Genomic DNA, 25,873 nt, shown 5'->3' on the forward strand with positions numbered 1-25,873 from the left:
GTCCGACCTGAAACTCATTGAGCACAATTGAATGACTCCCTTGCCCGCACCTTTGCGCTGGCTCTACTCCCTGGAATGGCGCCGGGGCTTCTTCGACTGGGCGCGCAGTGACGGCGTGACCTGGGTCTACATCTTCAAGGTGTTGATCGCTGCGTTCCTGACGCTGTGGCTGGCAATGCGCCTGGAGTTGCCGCAACCGCGCACGGCGATGATCACCGTGTTCATCGTCATGCAGCCGCAGAGCGGTCAGGTGTTCGCCAAGAGTTTCTATCGCTTCCTCGGCACCCTGGCCGGGTCGGCGATGATGGTCACGCTGATTTCGCTCTTTGCCCAGAACACCGAGCTGTTCCTCGGTTCGCTGGCGATCTGGGTCGGTATCTGCTCGGCCGGCGCCGCCCGTTGCCGCAACTTCCGCGCCTACGGTTTTGTGCTGGCCGGTTACACGGCGGCGATGGTCGGCCTGCCGGCGCTCGCCCATCCTGACGGTGCATTCATGGCGGCGGTGTGGCGGGTGCTGGAGATCTCGCTGGGAATTCTTTGCTCGACACTGGTCAGTGCCGCGATCCTGCCGCAAACCGCCAGCGCGGCGATGCGCAACGCCTTGTATCAGCGCTTCGGTGTGTTCGCGTTGTTCGTCACCGATGGCCTGCGCGGGCGCAGCAAACCGGAGTCGTTCGAGGCCAGCAACGTGCGCTTCATCGCCGAAGCGGTGGGGCTGGAAGGGCTGCGCAGCGTGACCGTGTTCGAAGACCCGCACATGCGTCGGCGCAACGGCCGGCTCAGTCGCCTGAACAGCGAATTCATGGGCATCACCACCCGTTTCAACGCCTTGCATCAGTTGCTCGAACGCCTGCGCCGCAACGGCGCCGACCATGTGGAAGCAGCGATCAAACCGGGGCTGCAGGATTTGGCCGAAGTGCTCGACGGCTTCAGCGGCCGCGCCCTGACCAGTCCGGATGCGGCGCGTCTTGTACTGGCGCTCGCGGCATACAAGGAAGGCCTGCCGGCGCGGGTGCGCAGCCTGCGGGCGATCTTCCAGGAGAGCGAGCCAAGCGACGCCGAACAACTGGATTTCCACACCGCATACGAGCTGCTTTATCGCTTCGTCGATGACCTGCACAGTTATGCACAGACCCACGCCTCGCTGGCCGATCACAGCCACGAACGCGAGCGCTGGGACGAGCCGTTCACCCCGCAAACCAGTTGGTGGGCGGCGGCGGCTTCGGGGATTCGTGCCGCGTTCATTCTGGTCGTGCTCGGCAGCTACTGGGTCGCCACCGCGTGGCCGAGCGGCGCGACCATGACCCTGATCGCTGCCGCAACCGTGGGCCTGTCGGCGGCGACGCCAAACCCGAAACGCATGGCCTTCCAGATGGCCTGCGGCACGTTCCTCGGGGCGTTGATCGGCTTCGTCGAGATGTTTTTCATCTTCCCGTGGATCGACGGTTTTCCGCTGCTGTGCGTGATGCTCGCGCCGGTGATCGTGCTCGGCTCGTTCCTCGCTTCGCGACCGCAATACGCCGGCGTCGGCCTCGGTCTGCTGATCTTCTTCAGCACCGGTTCGGTGCCGGACAACCTGACGATCTACAACCCTTACACCTTCATCAACGACTACATCGCCATGGTCATGGGCATGCTGGTCTGCGCGGCGGCCGGCGCGATCATTCTGCCGCCGAACAGCCGCTGGTTGTGGCAGCGGCTTGAACAGGATTTGCGCGGGCAAGTGGTGTACGCGATCAGCGGCAAACTCAAGGGCCTGGCGTCGAGTTTCGAAAGCCGTACCCGCGACCTGATGCATCAGGCTTATGGCCTGGCGGCCGGTCAACCTCTGGTGCAGAAAAACCTGCTGCGCTGGATGTTCGTGGTGCTGGAAGTCGGTCACGCGATCATCGAGTTGCGCAAGGAACAGGCAATCCTGCCGGTGCATCCGGCGTATGCCGAATCGCAGCCATGGCGTCAGGCGATCCGGGTCATGGGGCGTTCGCTGGTGCGACTGTTCCTGCAACCGAATTCGAGCAATCTGGAACGCGCACTGGTCGCGGTCGATCACGCGATCAGCCGTGTCGCCGCCACTGACGAGCCGTTCGCACCGCACTTCGATACCTCGGCCCTGCGTCGGGTGAAAAGCTACCTGCACTTCATCCGCACCTCGTTGCTCGACCCGCAATCGCCACTCGCTGCCTACGCCATCGCCAAGCCCGAAGGACTTGCCCATGCCTCGTGAAATCGCCTTCCACGGCGTGTACATGCCGACCATGACCCTGATGTTTTTCGTCGCCGCGGCACTGGCCTGGGCGCTGGACCGGTTCCTCTCGGGGTTCGATCTGTACCGCTTCTTCTGGCACCCGGCGCTGCTGCGCCTGAGTCTGTTTACCTGTCTATTCGGCGCGATGGCGCTGACTGTCTACCGTTGAGAACGTTCTGATGAAAAAATTTTTCAGCCTGCTCGCGACCCTGCTGGTGCTGGCCCTGGCGCTGTGGATCGGCCGCACGTTGTGGGAGCACTACATGAACACCCCGTGGACCCGCGACGGCCGGGTCCGTGCCGACATCATCAACGTCGCGGCCGACGTCACCGGTGAAGTGGTCGACGTGCCGGTCCGTGACAACCAGTTGGTGAAGAAAGGTGATCTGCTGATGCAGATCGACCCCGAGCACTATCGCCTCGCGGTGAAACAGGCGCAGTCGCTGGTGGCTTCGCGCAAGGCCACGTGGGAGATGCGCAAGGTCAACGCCCATCGCCGCGCCGACCTCGACAACCTGGTGATCTCCAAGGAAAACCGCGACGACGCCAGCAACATCGCCGACTCGGCACTGGCCGATTACCAACAGGCTCAGGCGCAACTGGAAGCCGCCGAACTCAACCTCAAACGTACCGAAGTGCGGGCGGCGGTGGACGGCTACGTGACCAACCTCAACGTCCATCGCGGCGATTACGCGCGCATCGGCGAAGCGAAAATGGCCGTGGTCGATATGAACTCGTTCTGGGTCTACGGCTTCTTCGAAGAAACCAAGCTGCCCCACGTGCGCGTCGGCGACAAAGCCGACATGCAACTGATGAGCGGCGAAGTCCTCAAGGGGCACGTGGAGAGCATTTCCCGCGGCATCTACGACCGTGACAACCCGGAAAGCCGCGAGCTGATCGCCGATGTGAACCCGACCTTCAACTGGGTGCGGCTGGCGCAACGGGTGCCGGTGCGGATTCACATTGATGAAGTGCCGGAAGGTGTGCTGCTGGCGGCGGGGATTACCTGCACCGTGGTGGTGAAGCAGGACGCTGTGGATAACTGACAGACCGAGTCGCTGCAAATCGCGAGCAGGCTCGCTCCCACATGGGATCTTCAGTGCGGCGCAGATCCAGTGTGGGAGCGAGCCTGCTCGCGATTGGGACGACTCGGTTTTACGAGCAAATACTCAGCATCTACTCGCTGCAAAACGTCTCGTGCAGATGCCGCCAGATCACCCGCCCGGATTCGGTTTTTTCAAACACCGCGGTTGAACGCCGATCCGTGTGCAACCCGCTTGCATCGGTCTGCTGTTCGCGATAACTCACCACCCCTCCGCGTTCATGCAAGGCAATCCCTTGAAGCTCGCCGAGCTCGATCCTGAACCCGCTCTTCTTGCCGCCGGCCATTTGAAACAGCGCACGCAAGGCCTCGAAATCCAGCACACGCCCCAGCGGCGTCACCATGGAAAACCGGGGCGAAAAACGCGCCAGCAATCGCTCCAGTGCGGCCTCTTCTTCCTCCACGGCAAACCATCGTTCGATGGCCTCATGGGCCAGGATCACTTCGTCAAAATAATCGGCGTAGTCAGTCATGTGGATTTTTCCTGAAGGTGAGATGAGCGCAGAAGGGCGAGTAATTTTGTCGAGTCGAAACGCAGCACGGACACCATCGGCAACAGCGTGAGCAGTGCCGCGGCGAGAAAGCAGTATTTGAATCCGCCGGCGCCCAATGCACCCAGCAGAGAGCTGAGCAGTGCCGCGCCGAGGCAGAAACCGAGTTGGCGATTGATATTCCACAGAGCGCTGGAGTGGCCCATTTTTTCCGGCGTGATGCCGACAAATGCCAAGGTCTGCGCGGTGACGCTGCACAGACTGCCACCCAACCCCATCAAGGCATAGGCGAGGATCAACGGGCCGCTGGCGGGTTGATCGATCTGCATCAGCGCGACGATGCCAAGGCACTGCAACAGCATGCCGGCGATCAGCAACGGCTTGGGGCCGGTCCGGTTGAAGCCGCGCTTGCCAAGCATGATCGCCACGCCCGAAGCCGCCGCCCAGGACATCATCAGCGCTCCGGTTTGCGCTGCGCCGAAGCCGAGGTCGCGCAGGTACAACACGGCAATCATGTTGGTGCCGGTAAAGATGCCGGGCACGAACAGATAGATCAGCATCGCCAGACGTAGTGACGGGTTCTTGATCAGTTGCAGATCAAGGACTGCACCCGGTTTGTTCCAGCCATAGCGCAGGTAGATCCACAAGGTGATGACGCTGAGCAGCAGGACGCCGCCCGCGAGATGTCGGGTTGCGGGGGCACTCGCCAGACTGACGGCCATCAGCAACAGACTCAGCGCTGCGACCGCCAGCAGCAAGCCGCGGGCGTCAGGTGTCGGGCGTTCACTCGCTGACTGACCCGCTTTCAACCAGAGCAGACCCAGACCGAAAGCAAAAAGCGCCACCGGCATGTTCAGGTAGAAAATCCAGCGCCACGACAACGCCTCGACGATCAAACCACCCGCCGCTGGCGACAGGGCCGGCACCATCAGCGCCACCAGCAAAACCACGCCAGTGAAGTGTGCACGTTGTGTCGCCGGAAACTCCCGATAGGCCAAGGCCTGACCGACCGGCAGCAGCAACCCGCCACCGAGCCCTTGCAGCAGTCGCCAGCCGATCAGACTTTCAATCGAGCTCGCCTGAGCGATAAGTCCGGAGGCAATCCCGAACACCAGCAGCGAACCGAGGATCAGCCGCCGCTCGCCAACCTTTGCCGCCAGCCAAACGCTCATCGGAATGATCAGCGTCAGCCCAAGCATGTAGGCGTTGGTGATCCACGCCAGTTGCGTCACCGAGGCGTGCAACTGTGCGGCGATATCCGGGTAGGCAATGCTGGCGGCGAACATGTTCAGCAGGTCGAGGGCGAACCCCAACAGATACACCAGCGCGACTTTCGAGCGATAGGCCATGGCAGCTTCCCTGTGATGAGGCGTGCAGGGTAGGGCGCTGGCGGCGATAGAAATACGCTGGTTTGACTGCTAGTTTGTCAAAATTATTTTGACAGGGAGCGCTGCGAGCATGGTCAGCCTGGATCGATTCGATACCTTCAAAGCGGTGGTCGAGGCCGGCTCATTGACCGCTGCTGCCGACACTCTGGGCCAGACGCGGGCGGTGGTGAGCTTCAACCTCAAGCGGCTGGAAGAAGAGTTGGGCGTCACCTTGCTCACCCGCAACACCCGACAACTGGCCCTGACCGATGCCGGCGAACGTTTTTATCGGCGCTGCTTGCGCACATTGGACGAAGCACGGCTGGCCATCGAGGAAGCACGCTCGGAACACTCGCAGCTCAAGGGCACGCTGCGGATTACCACGACCGTGGAGTTCGCGCTGGCTCAGGTGGTGCCGGCGCTGGAAGTGTTTCGACAACAGCAGCCGCAACTGAACATTCACTTGTCCACGTCTTCGACACATGCCGATCTGATTTCCGAACGCTTTGACATGGCGATCCGCTTGGGCCGAATGCACGACTCCAATCTGCGGGCGGTGCAGCTGTCGACGTTCGAGGTGTTTGCAGTGGCGGCGCCGGGGCTGGTCGAGCGATTTGTGCCGGTCGATACGCTGGCGGTGCTGGAGTCGATGCCGACGCTGGGGCATGGGCGAGTGCCGGAAATGACGGTCAGCGACCCCGCCGGCACCGAGCATGTCTACCACCCAAAACCGGGAACCACTGCCATCGTCGCCGACAACTCCGCGACCCTGCGTGCCTTTGCACTGACCGGGCAAGGCGTGGCGATTCTGCCGCAGTGGCTGATTCAGGAAGACCTCGACGCCGGGCGGTTACAACGTTTGCTGCCGAATTACCGTTTCGCCCAGCAAGGTGTGTACGCGCTGTACCCGGACACCCGGCATCTGCCGCTGAAGGTGCGGGCGTTCATTGATTTCATGAAAGGGTGGGGCTGAGATTGTCAACGGGCGCGGCTCGTGGCTTGCTCGCCATGGCGGTAATTTGTTCTTGAAATTGTTCGCGAGTTTTACACTGCTCGTCGGCACTGTCAGATATGACAGTAGGCAAATCTCGTGTAGCTGAGTTGTCATTATCGCACTCGCCCAGCATTAACAGGGGCTCAATCAGGAGCAAGGATATGAACGATTCAGCCATTCTCGCGGTGAGCGTGCCCTACTTCACCTCTATGCAAACGAGGGGGCCGAGCAATATCCCGGCAGACTGCGGTGTAACGCTCATCGCGATAGCATCTGATCAGAACTGTGTTGTGGACCCATTTCCCGGTGGTCGGCTTGGCCATACTCTCCGATTGTTCGTCAATGAAAATCAAGTGGCTTTTGCCACATATAAGGAACCCGGTGACGAAAATACTTTTACCTATTTCAGTATTCTGAAAGACTCCTTGCGCGAGGGCCTTAATAGAGTTCACTGTGTAGTCACCAGTGGTTCGCAAAACGAAGGTGAGTCCGGAGTGCTGCGGGCTTTTTTTCACCGTGACGGTCCGGTGGGAGATCCTGACTCTCAACCCGAAGATGGAGTTAATTCGAACATTTATTTTGATGTCGAGGACGCTGCAAAGCATGGAGTGGGACCGGAGCTTGCCAAACGAGGCGTTCTTTTTTATGTCTACTATCCACGATTGAGAGCGTTTGACATCATTTCCTGTTTTATCGGAAACCACGTTTTCAAATATCAAGTAAGCGAAGAGGTCGCTGCTAGGGTTCGCCCCGATAATCCGCTGGAAATTCGGGTGCCCGAAGCAGAATTTATTGCTGCCGGTGACGGCATGATCCGGTGCTCCAGCGGCCCGCAGGACTGGATAGGTAATCCGGCATTGCCCGAGCCCTACTCTCGTGAAGTCTCACTATTCGTCAATCTGCGCGGAGCTTGGCTGGATGCCCCGGTAATCTCGCCTCTGACAGCAGCAGGTGATGTGGATCTGGGGCAACTTCAGAGGTTTCCGGTTATCTCGAAAACCCACGTCAGATCGCCGCAATGGGTATCTGGCGATATTCAGAGAACTGTTTGCACGTATACGGATGCAGCCGGTGAGGATGTGGTATTGATGGTTGATCAGGTAATAGACCCGGTACCTGGATTTCCGCAAGAAGCATTGTCCAATAGCTATATTTCAGGGGCGAAGGATCAACGGGTTTCGATATATTGCAAACAACTGCGAAGAGATGTTGAGGTGGCTCGGTCCAATGTCACGGAAGTTGGCGTTTTTGGGCAGTTTGATTTTTTTGAAGGTTTTGAGAATCTTTCAGAGTTAAAGATTTATAAGGTGGGAGAGTTTTTTCTTTCTGATATTTTTAAAGTTACTCTGGTTGGCTCTCCTCAAGATATTTGTCATCTTCATTTGTTCTCCGCGCAAAGAAGTGAGCACGTCACAGGCATGCAATTATATGCGTATGCTGGTGACGCTAAGGCATATGTAACCTATGAGCTTGAGTTTAGAAGCGGGACAGCGAAAGGGGTCGATTTCTGGATGTGCTTAGGCAATATAACGGACTATGATCAACATATGAATATTTATTTTATTGGAGTGGGTGGTGAGGTGCTGCATACCATAAGGTATAAAGCGGAGCTTTCCGATTTGAATAAAGAAATAAACTTTGATTCGGGGGATTTGGGTGGAATTAGAACTATCAGGGTGCAAACAACAGGGCAGTTTGTATTTGATTCATTCATCAGGCGTTAGCCCTTACTCGAAAAGCTTGTTAAGTCCCGCGTGCGGAGAAAGCTAAAACTATTCTCCGCCACGCCATGGCTTCTGATTTCCAAGCTCCTATTACAACGATCCAACAAGTCCGAAGCGCTTCATCAACGTCGACTCGAGCAGCCCTTTCGGCAGCAACGTCGCCAGCAACGGCAACGCCCGGCTGCCATTGCCGATGCGGATCAGCCGTGGTGGTTTGTTCTGCTGTACCGCCTTGAGCAACTCGGCGGCAAATTCGCTGGCCGGCGTTGGTTTGTCCTGCGAAGCCTTGGCCCGCGCCCGGATGCCTTCACGCAACGGAAACCACGGTGATTGTTCGTTGATCAGTTGTTCGGCCTCATGGCCGGCATTCTTGGCGAAGCTCGATTGAATCGCCCCCGGCTGCACTTCCAGCACGCGAATCCCGAACGGCGCCAGTTCCATGCGCAACGCATCGCTCAACGCGTGCACCGCGGCTTTCGACGCGCAATAGGCGCCGGCAAATGGCGTCACCAGCACCCCGGAAACACTGCCGACATTCACCACCAGGCCCTTGGCCCGACGCAGTACCGGGAACAGCGCACGGGTCACGCCGACAATCGAAAACACGTTGGTTTCGAACTGGCGCTGCATGGCCGGAACACCGCCATCGAGCAGCGGCCCCATGGCGCCGTAACCGGCGTTGTTGATCAATACGTCGAGGCCGCCATGTTGCTGGTTGATCCGCTCGGCGAGTTGTTCCAGCGCTGCATTGTCATTGACGTCGAGCTGCACGGCCGTGAACCCGGCAGCGGCGAGTGCCGCGACATCTTCAGCCTTGCGCGCACTGGCCCAGACCTCGTAGCCGGCGCTTTTGAAGACATCGGCGAGGGCGCGGCCGATGCCGCTGGAACAACCGGTAATCAACGCGACGGGCATGGCGCATTCCTTGTGCAAAAGAGTGGGAGAGGGGATCAGTCGGAGAAACTACCCTGCAATCGCTCGGCGCGAAACTCCAGGGTTTGCGGGCGATAACCGGGACGCAACGGCGGCATCGGCAGGCAGTCTTCCCAGTTGCCGCCGGGCTGCAGTTCGCCTGGGCCGCGATAGCGTGGGGCGGCGTATTGATTGTCGGCCAGGTTCACGGTGTCGCCCGGCGCGTACGCCGCAATGCGCCAGCGCAGTTCGGTCAGCGGCACGTCGTTGCCGTTGTTCATCTTGAGCAGCAGCGGGCGGTCGGCAGGGCAGTGTTCGGGGGCATAGACGATGCGCAGTTCCAGGCGCGCCAGTTGCTTGACTTCGCGGTTGTCCAGCCACACCACCCACATCGCCACCAGCCCGAGGCCGACGGCGGCGGCCATGGACACCGGCAAGGCCTTGGCCGGGTAGCGCAACAGCAGGATCAGCCAGGTGATGACCAGCAAGACGCCGATGAACATGTTCGAACGCTCCTTGAACTCGTGATGACCATCCTACCGAAGGGGCGCGGGAATGGACATTCACGGATTGAGCGCAGTGCCGTTGGTCGGGACTGTAATTTCTGACAGTAGCCGGATCAGCGCTGAGCCTGCTCAGATGCCAGAGCTACAAAGAACGCCGGTCGCGCGAGGATGCACGGTTAATGAGCTTGCATATCAATACGCCGAGGATGTCTGTGTTCGAGCCGCGCGGCTTAGAGGTTCGCACGGTCGACTATCATCGAGCCATCGAGAGCGGGACGGTAGAGTCCCGGATCAACCGCATCCTGCATGATTCTGCGGGGCGTGCGGTAAAACACTGGGACCCGCGGCTTTGGCTGTCGCAAGCCGGCGACCCGCTGACGCCGGCCAATCTGACGCAGGTGTTTGCTCTGGACGCCACGGTGATTCGTTCGGACAGTGTCGATGCCGGTACGCAAATCGAGTTGAAGGGACTCGCTGCACAAACGATGTTCAGTTGGGACAGCCGTCAGACGCAGCGCGAGATCGAGCACGACAATCTGTTGCGCCCCGTCGCGATATTCGAAGAGGGAAAGGGCGAGCCTCGGCGTTGTGTCGAGCGCCTGACCTACGGTCATCCCGGCAGCGGGGATCAGTCGCGTAACCAGTTCGGTCAACTGATTCGTCATGACCATCCAGCCGGCAGCGTGCTGTTCAGCGCGTTTGCAATCATCGGCTCATGCACTGAAGACACCCGCCACTTTACGCAGGAACCGCTGACACCCGACTGGCCGGAGCAGGAGGCGGATCGCCCGCAACTGTTGGAGCCTGGCGCTGGTGCGACATCGCAGTGGCGCCATGGTGCGCTGGGCGATGTGCTGGAGCAGACGGATGCCCGAGAGAACCGGCATACATTTGCGCTGACCGTCGATGGCCACTTGCACGAGCGCCGCTTGCGGTTGAAGGGGAAGCCTGAGCAGATCCTGGTTACTGACATTCGCTACAACGCGCAAGGCAATGTCACGCAGGAAACTGGTGGTAACGGTGTGCGCACCACCCGGATCTATCGCCCCGAAGACGATCGCCTGTTGGGCCTTCGGTCCGAAGATGCTAACGGTCTCGTGTTGCAACACCTGAGTTATGGATACGACAGGATGGGCAATGTCCTGAGTATCGAAGACAAGGCACTGCCGATCCGTTACTTTGCCAACCAGCGCATCGAGCCGGTCAGCCGCTTTGTCTACGACAGTCTTTACCAGTTGATCATGGCTTTCGGCTGGGAAGCCGGCACTGTCAGTCAGGGCCCGCAATCGATGGGGCGCATCGACCCTTCGGCGATCAGCAACTATCAGCAGACTTACGAATATGATCCCGGCGGCAACCTGCGCAACCTGATTCATGTCGGCCCGCAAAGTCATGGGCGCAAACTGCAACCGGCGAGTTTCAGCAACCGCTCTTTGCCCTACGTGAACGCCATTCCCGGCGATTCGGAAATCGAAGCTGCCTACGACCGCAGGGGCAACCTGTTGCAGCTGGAACCGGGGCGGATGCTGAGCTGGAACCTGCGTAACCAACTGCAATCGGTCAGCCCGGTGGAACGCGCCTCCGGGCTCAACGACCAGGAGGTCTATCTCTACAAGTCTGGCAGTCAGCGAGTACGCAAGATCCGCTCATTACGAACCAACGCCCGCACCCTGATTGCCGATGTGCGCTATTTGCCTGGACTGGAATTGCGCACCGTCAACGGTACCGGTGAACGGTTGCAGGTCATCATTGCCGACAACGCTCGAGTACAGCACTGGGAGAGCCCGCCGCCTTCGGGACTCAACGATCGGTATCGATACCAGCATGTCGATCACCTGGGGTCGGTCAGTCTGGAAACCGCCGATGACGGTGCGGTGATCAGCCGGGAAAGGTTTCACCCATACGGTACCAGTGCCTGGCAGGACGGCGAATTCAGCTACAAATACATCCGTTACTCGGGCAAGGAGCGTGATGCCAGCGGGCTTGATTACTACGGTTACCGCTACTACATCCCGTGGTTGCAGAAATGGAGCAATCCGGATCCGGCAGGTGTGGAGGCAGATGGCATCAATCTTTTCCGAATGGTGAGAAATAATCCGTTGACGTTTTTTGACGAGCAAGGCGAGGAATCAAAGTCCAATTCGGCGGTACGCACGGCCATCGAGATTTTTGAATCGTACAAGGACAATTACAGCGATACGGACAGAGTGAAGCCCTACACGATGATGAATGACATAACCGAAGGCAAACTCAAGTTCAAAACTACAAAGGCACCACCTGCGGTGCTCGAAAAGACCAAAGACTTGAAATTTACCTTGCGTCATTACTCATACAACTTCGCGACGAAGGGCGCGGCACCGTCACATATGGACATCAAGTCAAACTTTTCTCTGGTCAACAGCAAATTGAAGGCGTTGGGTGGAAAAGGTGGCAATACCAGCGAAAAGGATTGGACCAAGGCTGGGAATATGGGATTCACCTTCTTTCTTTTATCCATAAACGGAGAAGTGAACGAGCGCAGATTTCTAGCGGGCATGACGCATTTTGCAGAGTATGACCTTGAGGACGACAATGCACTCAGGAGCGCCTTTGGTGACAGCTACGACAGCCTGGAGTTTTTTGCTTCTCCGGATGTACTAGATCCGAAGCACTCATCCGACTTGAGCGCAGTTCCGATGATCAAAGGCCGATTGAAAGAGTTGAAGGCATTGCTGATAGGCAATTCGGGAATCAGTCCCGTGCAGGTGGGAAGAATGAATGCACGGACAATGCTGGACAGTCTCGACAAGTCATTCCACGGAACGCTTGAAATCAAAACTCCTGGATCGGTAAAAGTCAGTACCTGGCATAAAAAAGTACAGGCCGGGGCTTCCAAGGCTGCATGAGCGTCAGCAAGAAGCCCCCGCCCAACCCGCTGCGGATAGGGGACGCAGCGGGCTGGACGGGGGCTTCTTGTTTTACGGAACGCTTACTGCGCGATGGTTTTCACCGACACGCCGCGTTCGATCGGGGTCGAGCGACCGTAGATGTCCTCGAAGCGCTCGATATCGTCTTCGCCCAGGTACGAGCCCGACTGCACTTCGATGATTTCCAGCGGGATCTTGCCCGGGTTGCGCAGGCGATGCACAGAGGCGATCGGGATGTAGGTCGACTGGTTCTCGCAGAGCAGGAACACGTTCTCGTCGCAGGTCACTTCGGCGGTGCCGCTGACCACGATCCAGTGTTCGGCGCGGTGGTGGTGCATCTGCAGCGACAGGCACGCGCCCGGCTTGACCGTGATGTGCTTGACCTGGAAGCGACCGCCCATGTCCACCGAATCGTAGGAACCCCACGGACGGTAGACCTCGCAGTGGTTCTGGGTTTCGCTGCGGCCCTGCTCGTTGAGGGTGTTGACCATCTGCTTGACGCCTTGGACCTTGTCCTTGTGGGCGATCATCATGGCGTCCTTGGTTTCGACCACCACGATGTTTTCCAGGCCGATCACCGACACCAGTTTGCCGTTGCCGTGGATCATGCAGTTCTTGCTGTCCTGGATCACCACGTCGCCCTTGCTGACGTTGCCGTTGGCGTCCTTCTCGTTGACTTCCCACAGCGACGACCAGCAACCGACATCGCTCCAGCCTGCAGTCAGCGGCACCACGCAGGCGCGCTGGGTTTTTTCCATCACCGAGTAGTCGATGGAGTTGTCCGGGCAGCAGGCGAAAGTGGCTTCGTCGAAGGTGATGGTGTCGTTGTCCTGAGCGCTGCGCTCAAGGGTCAGCAGGCAGGTGTCATAGATGTCCGGATCGTGCTTTTTCAGCTCTTCGAGGAAGCGGCTGGCGCGGAACAGGAACATGCCGCTGTTCCAGTAGTAACCGCCGGACTCGACGTACTCGGTGGCGCGTTTGACGTCGGGTTTCTCCACGAAGTGCGAGACGCGGCTGACGCCTTCCGGCAACAGCGAATCGCCGGTGGACTTGATGTAACCGTAGCCGGTTTCCGGTTTGGTCGCCGGTACGCCGAACAGCACCATCTCGCCGTTTTCGGCGGCGACGGTGGCCAGGGCGAGGGCGCGTTGCAGGGCTTTCTGGTCTTCGAGAACGTGGTCCGCCGGCAGCACCAGCATCAGTTCGTCGCGACCTTCATTGACCAGCATCATCGCGGTCAGCGCCACAGCCGGCGCGGTGTTGCGGCCGAACGGTTCCATCAGGATGCGCTGGCATTCGAGGTTCCGGGTGCTCAGCTGCTCGTTGACGATGAAGCGGTGATCCTTGTTGCAGACCACGATCGGGGTGTCCATGCCTTCGAACACCAGACGCTCGAGGGTTTGCTGGAACAGCGTGTGTTCGCCGGTCAGGGCGAGGAATTGCTTGGGAAACTGCTTGCGCGAAAGCGGCCAAAGACGTGAGCCGCTACCACCTGACAAGATCACCGGAATCATATTGTTTACTCCATAAAATCGATTGGGTCAGAGCCACGAACGTTGTGTCGTTTCACTCTTGTTGTTGTCTCGTATCCGAACTGACAACCCGGTCAAGGGTGGGAGGGGGCTTGCTCCCGAAGGCGGTGCATCAGTCGACATATGTGTTGAATGTCGGACCGCTTTCGCGAGCAAGCCCGCTCCCACAAGGGATAGGCGTCAGTCAGGAAAAAGGTTTAGCGGGTCGACACCGGGCGTTTCACCCAGACTGGCGACAGGTTGCTGCCGTTGCCGGTGACGTACAGCACGGCTGCTTCACCGCGCTCCAGGGCAACCGGCTTCACGTCGCCGACTTTCTTGTCGCCTTCGTACAGCGCGAGGCTGACTTTCACCGGGTTGATTTCACGCTCGCCACGGCCCTTGGCGGCCACGTTAGGCACCACGTCGGTCTTGCCGTCGGCGGTCTTCAGGGTCAGCGGCTTGTCGCTGAGGTTCTGCACGCGCACCAGGGATTTCTGCTTGTTCTTGAACGGTGGTTCTTCGATCAGCTGCGGCGCGCCGGAAGCGTTGTTGACCAGGGTGTAGTAGTGATCACCGGCGAGTTTCACCGGCAGGGTCTGGCTGCCGACCTTGGCGCTGTAGTCGCCGCCCGGCATGAAGCTGAAGTCGCTGCTGGCCAGCGGCGCGACGTCGCTCAGATTGGTGCTGCCGACGGTGGCGCTGACTTCAGCGTTGCTGGCGTTGTAGACGCGTACGAAGGTCGAGCCTTTCGGTGCAGTCGGGCCGTACAGCGCAGCGTCGCCACCGGCGAAGGCCTGGACCGACAGCACGCTCAGACCCGCAACCAGAGCGAAGCGTTTAGCGAGACGACGAGGAGTAGTAGTGAAAGTCATGGTGTACCTCTCTTTCAGTTTTGCGCCCGATCGGGCGTCTCGGATTTAGTGTTGATTGCTACGTTTTGTTGGCGCGCGCCGGCTTGTTTAAGCTCTGCGACCCACTGCGGGTCGGCGTCGCCGATTTCGTTGTTCACAGGCAGATATCGTTCAGGAAACTCCCAGATCAGCACCTGTGGCGGGCTGTTCTTGAAGTCGTCGCTTTTCAGGTAGCTGAGCATCGGCAGGATCGGGCCGTGGCCGTCTTCTGCGTAGTTGACGACGTCGCTGTGCAGCGCTTGCTTGAGCGCACCGACGAAGTTCCAGTTGGGGTTGGCGCTGTAGCTGGTGCCGATCAGCGCGACCGGCACTTCGCTGTTGGCGAACAATGCGTCGTCACCGGCAGGCTGCTCGGCGGCGGCCACGGTGTTGCGCTTTTGCAGCGGCTCTTGCGCCGGCATCAGGTTTTCGAACAGCGGATCCAGCGGCAGGAACAGACGCAAGTCGCCCTTGTGCGTGACCTTCTCCGCCGGGGTGGTGACGAAACGCTGCGGCTCGCCGCTGAGCGGGAACTTGTCAGCGATGGTCTTGGCCAGGGTGTTGGCGGCGATTTCCGCGCCTTCCGGGGTCCAGTGGGTGTCGGTGCGCAGGAACACTTGTTGACCGTTCTGCTTGGCGGCTTGCAGTGGGCCGAGCAGGTCGGGGGCAAGGATCTTGTCCGCCGCGACGCGAGCGTGGAAGTCCTGATAGAGGTTGGCGTGAATGCTCGCCGGCTTCACTTCACCCAGGTGCTCGGGGTACAGGCGAACCTTGGCCGGCACGATCGCCATCACCAGTTTCACGCCTTTCTCTTTCAGGGTCTGCCGCACGCCTTCGACCAGCGCGTAATTGCCTTGCAGGTTCAGCTCTTCGTTGACGATCGGGTTGAATTCCTCATCGCTGTACAACCACTGATCGCGACCGAGCACCACGCCCGGACGACCTTCGTTGAACAGTTTGAAATCCAGCGCGGCCCAGAGGTTGGTGCCCAGACGCTTGATCGGGAATTCGTCGTCGTAGTGGGTTTCCACGGCTTTGGTCCAGCGGCCGTTGAGCACTGTCGCGTCGGCGTTGGTGCTGAAGCCGAAGAAGCTGCGCACCGACCACAGACCGAGCACCAGCAGGGTCACCAGAAACAGCGCGATGTAGAAGATGCGTAATGAGCGGGTCATGTCAGATCCCTCAGAACTGGAAGTAAAGGAACGGCGAGAAGCTTTGCGCCGAGAGTTTGAGAATCGAGGCGATGAACAGCAGCAGGATCAGTCCGCGCATCACGTAGCGCGACCAGTCCGCCGTCCAGTACGCCGGTTGCACCTGGGCGTCGACGCCGACGGTGTAGCCAGGCTCGTGGATGCTCGCCGGGTTTTCGCCCGGGGCTGCCTTGATCAGGCCCGGTTGCGCGCCGGCAGGGCCGTCGCTCTCGACGTTGACCGCAGGTTTGGTCTTCACCGGAGGCTGGTTGGTGTACAGATCACGCAGGCCGAAGAACGCCAGGGTCACGTAAGCCACCACCAGAGTCGCCACTTGCAGACCGGTGAGGCTGGCCTGGTTGAGTTCCGACAGCGACCAGTCGCCGAAGCTGAACATCGCGCCGTACATGCGGCCGGCAACGTGCAGGTTTTCGGCGCGGAAGATCACCCAGCCCATGACCACCAGCAGGAACGTCAGCGCCCAGCGGATCGGGTTGAGGCTGCGCGGCGAGGTATTCAGGCCCAGCGCTTTTTCAATCGCCAGCCACATGCCGTGCCACGCACCCCAGACGATGTAGGTGATGTTCGCGCCGTGCCACAGACCACCGAGCAGCATGGTCAGGAACAGGTTGCGATAGGTCATCAGCGTGCCTTTACGGTTACCGCCGAGGGTGATGTAGAGGTAGTCACGCAGCCAGGTCGACAGGCTGATGTGCCAGCGGCGCCAGAACTCGGTGATCGACTGGCTGATGTACGGCTGCTTGAAGTTTTCCATGAAGCGGAAACCCATCATCAAGCCCAGGCCGATGGCCATGTCGCTGTAGCCGGAGAAGTCGAAATACAGCTGCGCGGTGTAGGCCAGCGCGCCGAGCCAGGCATCGCCCGTGGTCGGGTTTTGCAGGGCGAAGCAATGGTCGGCCACCACGGCGAGGGTGTCGGCGATGAAGACCTTCTTGATGAAACCCTGCATGAACCGCGTGCAGCCCTCGGAAAACTTGTCGAGGGTGTGTGTGCGGTTGTTGAACTGGTCGGCCAGGTCACGGAAACGCAGCACGGGACCGGCGATCAGGTGCGGGAAGATCGCCACGAACGCCGCGAAGTCGATCAGGTTGCGGGTGGCCGGGGTGTCGCCGCGGTAGACGTCGATGATGTAGCTGATCGACTCGAAGATGTAGAACGAGATACCGATCGGCAGCAGCACGTGGGTCAGGATGAACGGCTCCAGACCGACCGACGTCATCATCGCGTTGATGCTGTCGACGCCGAAGTTGGCGTACTTGAAGTAGCCGAGAATGCACAGGTCCACCGCCACGCCGAGCAACAGCCAGCGCTGGGCCGGTTTGGTGCGCACGCCGGCGGCGCCGACTTTCAGGCCGATCCAGTAGTTCCACAGGGTGACGCCGGCGAACAGCGCCAGGAAGTCCACCCGCCACCACGCGTAGAACACGTAGCTGGCGATCAGCAGCAGCAGGTTGCGATAGCGTTGCCCGCTCAGGTAGTACAAGCCGAGAAAGATCGGCAAGAACAGAAACAGGAACACGTTGGATGAAAATACCATCCCGATCTCTCCATGTTTGAACCAACAGTCAAGGGCCAAAGCCCCCCCAAACCCCCCACAAAAATTCAGAGGGCGACATCACTTCACTGTGGGAGCGGGCTTGCTCGCGAAAGCGGAGTGTCAGTCGACATATTTTTTGAATGTCAGACCGCATTCGCGAGCAAGCCCGCTCCCACAGGGTTTATCGGTGTACTCAAGAGCCTTTGTTGCCCTTTTCATGGGATGGGTCATAAACCTTGGTCAAATCCCCGCCGAGGCGAAAGGTCTTGAACGGCTGCATCCCGTGCTTCTTCTCGATCACATCCGGCGAACAGGTGTAGAGGGTGCAGAACGGTTCGAGCCAGGCGAATTTCATGTCCTCTTTCAAATCGGTCATGTCCTGTTCCTTGCCGTTCTTCTTCTCGAAGTCCTCGGGATCTTTCACCCCGGCCAGCACCCGGTCACCCAGGCGTTTCAGTGCGCCGTTGTTTTCCTGACGCAGATCCACGCCGTTGACCTGGGCGAAACTGGCGATCATCGCCAGCGGCGGCAGGGCGTAGTTGTGATAGGCGAGGGCGCGTTGCTGGCGCTTGAGTTCGTTCGGCAGGTAACCGTCGGCATCGACCTGATTGACCCCGACCTTGTATTCCTTGACCGCCCAATCAAACAGGTCGCGGCGGTTGGTGGCGACCGATGTCGCCATCACCGACCACGCGGCCCAGTACGAGTGATTGTTGGTTTTTTCCAGTGGCAGGTTGTCCCAGTCGCTGACCACCTGATCGGCCATCTTGCTGAACCAGGCCTCGATCAACTGCGCTTCCTGCTGATGCTGGGCCAGCGGATGAGAGTCGGAGAACTTCAGGCGAATGTACGACGAGGCCATGCTGCCCAGCGCCCATTTGCGCATCGACTTGCCGGTGTGGTTGAAGTCTTTCGACATCAACGCATCGGCCTTGGCCCAGGCGGTGAGCCAGTTGAGCGTGCAATCGAGTTGTTCCGGACGACCGTCGCGCATGAACTGCATCACCCGTTTGGCGGTGCCGCGTTCCAGGGTGGTTATGTCTTTGGTGGTGTCGCGAAAGGCTTTTTCCGACTGCACGTTCAGCGTCGCGCGGGCCTTGTCCGAGCCTTCGTATTTGCTGCGAAATTGCAGCGGCCCGGTGTAGGGCGCCGGCATCGCATCGCAGCCTTCGCTCTTGTCGCCGGTCTTGAATTTATCCACAGGCGCAAAGTAGCCCTGAGGAGGACGCAGTGGCGCGGCGGCCTGCGCGGTGCCGGCGAAGATCGCCAGCCCGAGCAGCGTCGGCGCCAAGAGTGTTTTCAGTTTCGGATTTCGCATAGCAGACCTCATTGCCCGACCTGAGCGGTTTGTGGCCCAGCGCCCGGGAATACGTTGCGTTTGCAGATTTTCGCTTCGACTTTCTGTGGCGCGGTGCCCGCTTCCGGGCCCTGGACTTCGACCGCCAGCAGGTTTTGCGAGGCCCAGTCTTCGTCCGTGCGCAGCTCAAAGGCGAAACGACCGTCGGTGTCGGAGGTTTCCGGTTTCTCGATCTTGATGTCCTCGTGGCGACCGTTCATGTACCAGAGGGTGGCTTGCAGGGTTTTCACCGAGGTATCGGCGAAGCGGATGTCGACCTGATGGCTGCTGTTCTGCAGGTTCAGGTTCTTGCTGTTGACCAGCAGTTCTTGTTTGCCGCCCGGCTTGAGCGTGGTGCTGGCGGACATTTGCGCCTCTTTGCCTTCGCAGCCGTTGTCGAGCAGCGCCATCATCTGGCGATAGATGGTTTCCTGGTCGAGGCGGTACAGCGGCGAGAATTCCCAGATGAGAATCTTCGGCGGCGTCTTCTGGAATTCGTCGCTGCCCAGGTACTGCAACATCGAACCTTCCAGACCGCCGCCGGGGAAGGCGACGTTGAGAATGTCGGCGCCGATGGCTTCTTCAAGGAAGCCGGCGAAGTTGTAGTTCTTGCCACTGTGCGAAGTACCCACGAGGGTGATCTGCGGATTGCCGGAATCACCGAACAGGTCGCCGTCACCGGCCTCGCCTTTCGGCTCGGTGGTGAACTGGTCCATGTACTGGATCGCGTAACTGGTGCCGCACAGTTGTCCGGCCATGTTGTGCAGGGTGCCGGTCTTGCCCATGCGCCCGGAGCGTTTGGTTTCGAACTCACGCTTGGGAATGTCGGCGAAGGCCGGAATCTGCTTGACCTTCTCGGCGACGATTTTCGCCGTGCGCTGGGCGCCGTACGGGGTCCAGTGCTGGTCGCCGCGGAAGTAGAAATCGTGGGCGGGCAGGGTGTCCGGCAGCGATTCGTTGGTCAGCGGCGACAGGTCTGGCACCACGTAACCCATCTTCGCGAAACGGCCGAGCATGGTCTTGTAATTGCCCAGCGCTTTCTCGTAATCGAACGCGGCTTTTTCTGCCGGGTTGAGCTTGTTGCGGTTCACCAGACCACGGGTCGGCTGGTAGACGATCACCAGTTCGACGCCTTTGGCCTTGAACGCATCGTGCAACTGTTGCAGGCGTTTGTAGCCGGCCGGGGTGGTGTTGAACTCGGTGCGCAAATCTTCCTGGGTCCGGAACAGCCAGTCGCCCTGCGCCTGCACCAGAGTGGTGAAGTTCTGCTGGTAGCGAGTGGTGTAGTTCTTCGCGTCGTGGGCGGCCGGGCACAGGCTGCAGCAAGGTTCGGCCGTGAATTTCGGCGGCTGGACTTCATCGGCGCGGGCGCCGTTGCTGGCCGCCAGAATGCCCACGGTCAGGGCCGACAGGCTGAGTAATTTGATCAGGTGTGGGTGCATAAAATTGTCCTCAGTCCCGCAGTTCGGTCTGGCGTTCGACAGGGTCGATCAGCACGGCTTTCTGCTGGCGCACCAGCAGGTCGAGAATTTCATCCTGGCGCTCGCCGAGGATGCCGTTGAAGCTGATGCCGCTGGATTTGGTCGGCGCCAGCATCGACACGCGATACAGCTCGACACTCAGGGGCGAATCGATCGACAGCGGGCCGCTGCCATTGGCCGCCAGTTCACCGCCGACCACGATCAGCGAGACCTGGGCGTCGAACGGGTCGAGCTTGATGTCACGGTCGGTGTCGGTCAGGTCCTTGATGTGCCCGTAGACGCCGGTCAGGCCGTTGGCCATGGCGACGTTTTCGTAGAGGCGGATGTTTACGCTGTTACGAATGCGGATGCCGTGGCGCTTGTTGCTGATGACCTTGTTGCCCCACAGCAGGTTGTCGGCGGACTCGTAGAGGGTGATGCCGTCGGTGTGGTTCTTGTAGATCTCGTTGTAGGCAATGATGTTGTTGACGCTGTTACGGTCGATCACCAGCCCCGAGAGGTGGTTGTCGTAGCTTTTGTTGTTGAAGATGAAGCTGTCGTTGACCTCACGGGAAATGATGATCCCGTGCTTCTTCTTCGTGCCGTACACCGTGTTCTCGGCAATGATCAGACCGTGGGAACGGTCGTGCGGGTCGATGCCGTAGACGATGTTGTCCTTGTAGGTGTTGCCCTTGACCACGAAGTCGCGGGTCTCGTAGCAGTAGAAGCCGTACCACATGTCCGAGAACTCGGAGCCGACGATCCAGCCGGTCGGTTCGGGACGCTTGAGCACCTTGGCCATGTTCGGCGTGTACTGGGAAATACTCACGCCGTAGGACTTACTGTTGGCGTAGCCGAAGCTGGCCATCTTGCTGTTGACGATGTAGGTCTCGGTGCCACCCCAGGCCAGCAGGAACGGGCGGAATTCCTTCGGCGAGCGGAAGGTTGCCGGGCCGTTTTCCTTCTCGCGCCAGCCAGTGACCTTGGTGTCACGCACGAACAACTGACCGTCGTTGACCAGGAACGAACCGGCCTCCTGGGACAGGCGCAACTCCTGGGTCTGGCCGTCGATTTCGAGGATGCCTTTGCGGCCGACCACGATCGGCAGCTTGGCCAGATACACGCCCGGTGAGGTTTCGCTGAAGTACTGCTTGGGCAGTTTCTGCGCCAGTTCTTTCAGATTCATGTAGCCGTCGTCGACGAAGATCGCCTGCGGGATGCCGTGCTGACGCACCACCCATTCGGCCATCTTGTTGTCGCCGCCGATGAAGTCCTTCAGGGCGTCTTCCTGCATCATCCGGCGCACGCTGATCTTGCCCGGTTTGCTGCGCACGATTTTCGCGGCGGCGGCTTCGGCGGTGTAGCCGGAGAGGTCGGGCAATTTCGGCTTGGCCAGTTCCAGCGCTTCGGTCGGTGCGCTGCTGACGGTGTAGGTCTTGGCCTGTTGCAGCTCCTTCGCGGTGGTCACAGGCTTTGCTGGCTCCACGTTGGCGAAGGCGCCAGCCGAGGCCAGCAGCATCGCGCCGGCCAGCAGGCTGAGTGAGCCTTTGCGGGCACTGTTCATGTCGGGCACTCCCTTGGCGGTCAGCATCAGAAGCGCCAGATCACGTCGATGAACGCGCGGTGCATGTACGAATCGACCTGGCTGCCATAGGCATCACCCGGCTTGAACACGCCGCCCCGGAAGCGCACCAGCGCCGAAGGCTCGTCGATCGACTGGCTCAGCGCCGCCGGCAGCAAGCCTTGCTTGAAGTACTTGGTGACCACCAGATCCATTTCCTGGCCCAGATCCTTGTTGCCGTCCTGCAGTGGCAGCGAGGTGCTGGAGAGGATCGCGCCGGTGACGTCGTCGGTGTTGTTTTCCACGGCGTTGATGCCGTTGCTGCCCACCGGCTTGTTGCCGTCCACGCGCCAGAACTTGTGGTAGATCAGGCTGGCGTCGTACTGGTCGTTGAGCATCCACGAACCGAACAGGGTGGCGGTCTGCATGTTGTTCATTTCGCCACGGAAGGCCTCGCCGAAACGGTGAACGCGGGAGCGAGTACCGGTGTAGTTCGAGCGGTTGCTTTCCAGGCCGTTCTGTTCGTAATCGGCGCTGGCGCGGGCATACGCCGCACCGACCTGCCATTGCGGATCGAGGCGCAGACGCACACCGATGTCGGTGGCCCAGCCGTCGACGTTGTCGCTGCGCTTGGCCTGTGCCGGGCGGGTGCCGTCGGCGTTGAGGGCGTTGACCGTGTCGCGGTCGCCGCTCATGCCGGTGATGCTGCCCCAGTAATTGACGGTGTTGGTGTTGCGCCAGTTGTAGGCGTCGCTGTCGGCGGTCAGGCCGAGCCAGCTGATGTCGCCGTTTTCTTTCTTGTCCAGCGAATCGCCGGCCACGCCCGGCTCCGGATAGTCGAGCTTGCCGTCGTCATGGGTGTGGTGACCGCGAATGCCGACCCAGTTGCCCGGCGACCACTGGTAAGCGGCATCGGCGTAGGCGTGCAGGCGATCCTTGTCTTTCGGCGCCAGCTCCTTGAGATCAGTGCGGTATTCGCTGAAGCGTTCGGCAACACCGGCGTTGGCGCGCAGCAGGGTGGTGTCGAAGGTCCAGTTCAGGGCTTCGATGTTGGTGTCGCGCCACTGACCGTCGTCGTTGCGCAGGCGCTGGCGACCGAACTTGAGGATCTCGCCGGGGTAGGGCGTCAGGCCGCTGTAGCCGACCCAGAACTCGCGCATCGCCAGGTAGTTTTTCTTGGTCTTGCGGTCGCCGTTGTCGGTGGTCTGGGTGCCGTCGCTGTCGGACTGCTGCAGGGTGTCGGTCTCGATGATGTCGGTCGAGGTCACGGCCTGGCCCATGGCGTAGGCGCTCCACGCGCCGCTTTCGCCGTAGACCCACGGACGCAGGTCGAGGCCGACGCCGTTGACGTCGCCGCCGCTGGCGGTGCCGAGGTCGCGGTCGTCTTCGGACTGGCCGGTGATTTTCACTTCGAGGCCGAAGTTTTTCGATTCAGTCATCGCGGCCAGGGTCGGGCAAGACCAGATCAGCGCGAACGTGAGGCCAATGCCGGCCTTCACAAAGGGATTCAATTTCATAATTTTTCCTCGCCGTCTTCTTCTTGCAGGGCGTGCAGTTGCAGCGTGTTCTGGCTCAGGGCGCCACGGGTCGCCTGTTCCTGTTGCAGCAGGCGCTGGGCTTCGGCCAGGCGCTCGGGCGGCAGTTGCGCGGCGAGGGTGGTCGCCAGCTCATCGGCTTGCGGAGTGTTTTGGGCTTTTGCCAACTGGCTGAACACGTAGGCGTTGAGCGGGTCGGGCTTGGTGCCCTTGCCTTGGGAAAACAGCTGGGCGATGGCGAAGTCGGCGCTGTTCTGGCCGTTGCGCGCAGCGGTCAGCAGATGGTCGAGGGCCTTCTGCGGATAGACCTTGCCCAGGTAGCCACGGCGGTAGATCTGGCCGAGGTAGTAATCGGCGGCGACTTCACGACCGACGGCTTTCTGGAAATGTTCCTCGGCGACTTTCGCGTCGGCCGGAACCAGTTTGCCTTCGTAGTAGAGCTTGCCCAGCAACAGTTCGGCGCGCGGCTGGTCGGCGGCGCGGCCGTTGTCCAGGTACTTCATCATCTGGTCGGTGTCGCCCAGTTCCGGGAAGTCATACAGCAGTTGCGCGAGGGTGACCCACGACGCCGGGTAGCCCGGAGCGATCGGCTCGAGCAGCGACTGCGCGGTTTTTTCGTCGGTCTTGCCCAGGGTCGAATCGGCCAGCACACGGGCCACCGAATCCACTCGCTGAGCGCTGACGGTGCCACGGCTGTAACCGGCCTGCAGCTGCTTGATCAGCTCGGCCTGTTGCTCCGGCGCGCCACGTTTCTGATAGACCGTGGCCAGCTCGACGTAGCAGATGTCGGTGGTGTTGAGCGCGGCCTTGCAGATCTTTTCCACGTCATCCAGATGCTGGTCGTAAGTGCCTTGGGTGCGATACAGCAGCACCTGAGCGAGACCGGCTTCCGGGTAACCGGATTTGCGCCACTGATCGATCTGCTGCTGAGCGTTGATGTTCGGGAAGCTGTGCGGGAATTGCAGGTACAGCATCGCGAGCGGGATCAGCGTGTTGCCTTCGCCACTGGCGGCGGCTTTCTTCAGCAGGCTTTCGGCTTCCTGATGCTCGGCCTCGGTGGAGCCGGGCTTGGCCACCAGCAAGCGACCGAGTCGGGCCTGGGCGCGCGGCGAAACACTGGCGGCGGCGCGGTAGGTGGCTTCGGCCTGTTTCATTTGTTCCGGGTCGCGGCTGTCGACCTGAATATCGGCGAGGCCCACTTGGGCTTCGCTGTAACCCAGATCGGCCAGCGCACGGTAGTTCTGCGCGGCGGTCGCGGTGTCACCGCGCTTGAGCGCTTCGTTGGCCAGACGCTGGTCGGGCAGGCCGGCGCAACCGGCCAGGGCGATTGCCATGGCCAGCGTCAGCGGGACCGGCAGGATTCTGATAGGGCTCGTCACGGGCATGTCCTCGACTTAAAGACCGGCAGCCATGGCTTTGTCGATCAGCCAGTTCAGGTTCGGACCACGGTCGCTGTTCACTTCCACCGGGCGGCCGGCGAAGCGGCTGTCCAGCGGCTCGTCAGGCTGGATCTGTACGCGGATGTCGGAGGACAGGTCGGCGCTTTTCAGGCTGGTGCTGCTGACGATCTTGCCGGTGCGGGTCTTGTCTTCGCCGGCGATCTGGAAACTCACCGGGGTGCCCGGACGCACGTCGCCGAACTGGCGATAGGAGAAGCGTGCATCGACGGTGGCCTGGGTGTTGCGCGGTACCAGCGAGAAGATCACGTCGCCCTTGCTCGCGTATTGACCGTCGGCCACCAGTTGCTGGGCTACGGTACAATCGCAAGGCGAGGTCAGGGTGCCGGTCATCTGCTTGCCGAACAGTTCTTCAACCTTGGCCGGGGACAGTTGATCTTCTTCCAGATGGCCCTTGAGTACGTCGAGCATGCTGGTGCTGAACGTCGCCAGCGGTGCACCTTTGGCGGCAACGCCGTCGGACTTCACCAGGCTCTGCACGGTGCCGTCGCGCGGCATGGTGATGTTCATGCCCGGCACGCTGACCAGACCGGCCTGTGCATGGCTGACGAAGTACATGCTGTACACCGATTTGAAAATGAACCCCGCCGCCACCAGGCCGACCGCGAACACACCGGCGCTGAAGGTCACGGCTTTCAGGCGACCGAACGGGGTCATGCCGTGGCCGCCGTCCTTGACCTTGCGCGCCTTGGTGAAGTTGTCGCGCTGCAGGGTCGCCAGCACTTCGCCGATGCTGACGATGTCGCCGGCCAGGTGCGAAGTGATCAGGTGGCGCAGGGTCGAAATGTCCTGCGGTTCGAGGTTCTGGAACTGGCAACCGGCACGACCGGTCTGGCGGTCGAAGGAGCGCACCTGCAGCTCCACGTCCATGGCCAGGCCGAGGTTGTCGATGACGAATTGCAGACGCGCCTTGTACACCTCGCCGACGGTCAGCGGCAGTTGACCGGCATTGAACGCCAGGCCACCGGCAGACAGGTCGATGACCCGCGCCTCGACGGGCGTCCGGTCAGGGCCGAAGAACCGCAGCTTGGCCGGGATTTTGACCCGGGCGTGCTGGCGCTGGGCTTCGGATTCATGCACTACGTTGACGTTGACGGCGGTATTCATAGGGGCGATTTCCTTGTT

At 60.3% G+C, this 25,873-nt stretch carries 20 protein-coding genes; 6 read left to right on the top strand and 14 right to left on the bottom strand.

Going from position 1 to position 25,873, the window contains the following annotated elements; genetic code table 11:
- The first annotated feature begins 31 nt into the window (after nt 1-31).
- The 3 genes from ABTV87_RS04820 to ABTV87_RS04830 are packed head-to-tail and all read left to right on the top strand — an operon-like array spanning nt 32 to nt 3,291.
- Nucleotides 32-2,224 (top strand): FUSC family protein, encoded by a 2,193-nt coding sequence (locus tag ABTV87_RS04820; RefSeq protein ID WP_102686902.1) that lies wholly within the window; start codon nt 32-34, stop codon nt 2,222-2,224.
- Complete coding sequence (locus tag ABTV87_RS04825; protein WP_003221811.1) at nt 2,214-2,414, top strand: DUF1656 domain-containing protein; 201 nt, start codon at nt 2,214-2,216, stop codon at nt 2,412-2,414. Before ABTV87_RS04820 ends, ABTV87_RS04825 begins: the two co-directional genes overlap by 11 nt.
- 10 nt (nt 2,415-2,424) lie before the next feature.
- Entirely contained in the window at nt 2,425-3,291 is an 867-nt protein-coding gene (locus tag ABTV87_RS04830) for an efflux RND transporter periplasmic adaptor subunit (RefSeq protein ID WP_085611394.1), read from the top strand.
- A 130-nt stretch (nt 3,292-3,421) separates the two neighbouring features.
- Here ABTV87_RS04830 and ABTV87_RS04835 read toward each other — a convergent pair whose 3' ends face one another.
- Together ABTV87_RS04835 and ABTV87_RS04840 are read right to left on the bottom strand one after the other, a co-directional pair.
- Nucleotides 3,422-3,820 carry a DUF4440 domain-containing protein gene (locus ABTV87_RS04835; RefSeq protein WP_433899069.1) on the bottom strand — a complete coding sequence of 133 codons (399 nt, stop codon included), beginning with the start codon at nt 3,818-3,820 and terminating at the stop codon, nt 3,422-3,424.
- A complete protein-coding gene (locus ABTV87_RS04840) occupies nt 3,817-5,187 on the bottom strand; it encodes an MFS transporter (RefSeq protein ID WP_433899070.1) in 1,371 nt (456 codons plus the stop codon). The genes ABTV87_RS04835 and ABTV87_RS04840 overlap by 4 nt, the downstream gene beginning before the upstream one ends.
- 109 nt (nt 5,188-5,296) lie before the next feature.
- Here ABTV87_RS04840 and ABTV87_RS04845 point away from each other — a divergent pair, with 109 nt between their 5' ends.
- Nucleotides 5,297-6,178: a LysR substrate-binding domain-containing protein gene (locus ABTV87_RS04845; protein WP_433899071.1), complete on the top strand. Its 882-nt coding sequence runs from the start codon at nt 5,297-5,299 to the stop codon at nt 6,176-6,178.
- Between the two features lie 182 nt (nt 6,179-6,360).
- On the top strand, nt 6,361-7,923 hold the full coding sequence (locus ABTV87_RS04850; protein ID WP_433899072.1) for a hypothetical protein: 1,563 nt from the start codon (nt 6,361-6,363) through the stop codon (nt 7,921-7,923).
- Between the two features lie 90 nt (nt 7,924-8,013).
- Here the strand turns inward: ABTV87_RS04850 and ABTV87_RS04855 are convergent, their stop codons facing one another.
- Both ABTV87_RS04855 and ABTV87_RS04860 read right to left on the bottom strand, forming a co-directional pair.
- Nucleotides 8,014-8,838, bottom strand: a complete 825-nt coding sequence (locus ABTV87_RS04855; protein WP_433899073.1) for an SDR family oxidoreductase — start codon at nt 8,836-8,838, stop codon at nt 8,014-8,016.
- A 35-nt stretch (nt 8,839-8,873) separates the two neighbouring features.
- Nucleotides 8,874-9,338 (bottom strand): hypothetical protein, encoded by a 465-nt coding sequence (locus tag ABTV87_RS04860; RefSeq protein ID WP_007957299.1) that lies wholly within the window; start codon nt 9,336-9,338, stop codon nt 8,874-8,876.
- Between the two features lie 182 nt (nt 9,339-9,520).
- Between ABTV87_RS04860 and ABTV87_RS04865 the strand changes: the two genes are divergently transcribed.
- A complete protein-coding gene (locus ABTV87_RS04865) occupies nt 9,521-12,226 on the top strand; it encodes an RHS repeat domain-containing protein (RefSeq protein WP_433899074.1) in 2,706 nt (901 codons plus the stop codon).
- A gap of 83 nt (nt 12,227-12,309) precedes the next feature.
- Here the strand turns inward: ABTV87_RS04865 and ABTV87_RS04870 are convergent, their stop codons facing one another.
- The 10 genes from ABTV87_RS04870 to ABTV87_RS04915 all read right to left on the bottom strand — a co-directional run bounded on the left by ABTV87_RS04870 (nt 12,310) and on the right by ABTV87_RS04915 (nt 25,855).
- On the bottom strand, nt 12,310-13,761 hold the full coding sequence (locus ABTV87_RS04870) for a mannose-1-phosphate guanylyltransferase/mannose-6-phosphate isomerase (RefSeq protein ID WP_085608133.1): 1,452 nt from the start codon (nt 13,759-13,761) through the stop codon (nt 12,310-12,312).
- A gap of 215 nt (nt 13,762-13,976) precedes the next feature.
- Entirely contained in the window at nt 13,977-14,633 is a 657-nt protein-coding gene (locus ABTV87_RS04875; RefSeq protein ID WP_085608134.1) for an alginate O-acetyltransferase AlgF, read from the bottom strand.
- A gap of 14 nt (nt 14,634-14,647) precedes the next feature.
- Nucleotides 14,648-15,823 (bottom strand): alginate O-acetyltransferase, encoded by a 1,176-nt coding sequence (locus ABTV87_RS04880; RefSeq protein ID WP_007957303.1) that lies wholly within the window; start codon nt 15,821-15,823, stop codon nt 14,648-14,650.
- 10 nt (nt 15,824-15,833) lie between these two features.
- Entirely contained in the window at nt 15,834-17,399 is a 1,566-nt protein-coding gene (locus ABTV87_RS04885; RefSeq protein ID WP_433899075.1) for an MBOAT family O-acyltransferase, read from the bottom strand.
- A gap of 193 nt (nt 17,400-17,592) precedes the next feature.
- Nucleotides 17,593-18,717 (bottom strand): mannuronate-specific alginate lyase, encoded by a 1,125-nt coding sequence (locus ABTV87_RS04890; protein WP_115076623.1) that lies wholly within the window; start codon nt 18,715-18,717, stop codon nt 17,593-17,595.
- Between the two features lie 8 nt (nt 18,718-18,725).
- Nucleotides 18,726-20,177 (bottom strand): alginate O-acetyltransferase, encoded by a 1,452-nt coding sequence (locus ABTV87_RS04895; RefSeq protein ID WP_221615080.1) that lies wholly within the window; start codon nt 20,175-20,177, stop codon nt 18,726-18,728.
- Between the two features lie 10 nt (nt 20,178-20,187).
- Nucleotides 20,188-21,759 carry a mannuronan 5-epimerase AlgG gene (gene algG / locus ABTV87_RS04900; RefSeq protein WP_262194707.1) on the bottom strand — a complete coding sequence of 524 codons (1,572 nt, stop codon included), beginning with the start codon at nt 21,757-21,759 and terminating at the stop codon, nt 20,188-20,190.
- Nucleotides 21,760-21,785: 26 nt separating this feature from the next.
- Complete coding sequence (locus tag ABTV87_RS04905) at nt 21,786-23,273, bottom strand: alginate export family protein (RefSeq protein WP_433899076.1); 1,488 nt, start codon at nt 23,271-23,273, stop codon at nt 21,786-21,788.
- The gene (gene algK / locus ABTV87_RS04910; RefSeq protein ID WP_262158448.1) at nt 23,270-24,676 is read right to left on the bottom strand and encodes an alginate biosynthesis TPR repeat lipoprotein AlgK; all 1,407 of its coding nucleotides are present in this window, start codon (nt 24,674-24,676) and stop codon (nt 23,270-23,272) included. Before algK ends, ABTV87_RS04905 begins: the two co-directional genes overlap by 4 nt.
- Before the next feature lie 9 nt (nt 24,677-24,685).
- A complete protein-coding gene (locus ABTV87_RS04915) occupies nt 24,686-25,855 on the bottom strand; it encodes an alginate biosynthesis protein Alg44 (RefSeq protein ID WP_007957311.1) in 1,170 nt (389 codons plus the stop codon).
- Between the last annotated feature and the right edge of the window lie 18 nt (nt 25,856-25,873).

The organism is Pseudomonas sp. PSE1(2024) (genome assembly GCF_050990555.1).
GTDB lineage: Bacteria > Pseudomonadota > Gammaproteobacteria > Pseudomonadales > Pseudomonadaceae > Aquipseudomonas > Aquipseudomonas aphyarum.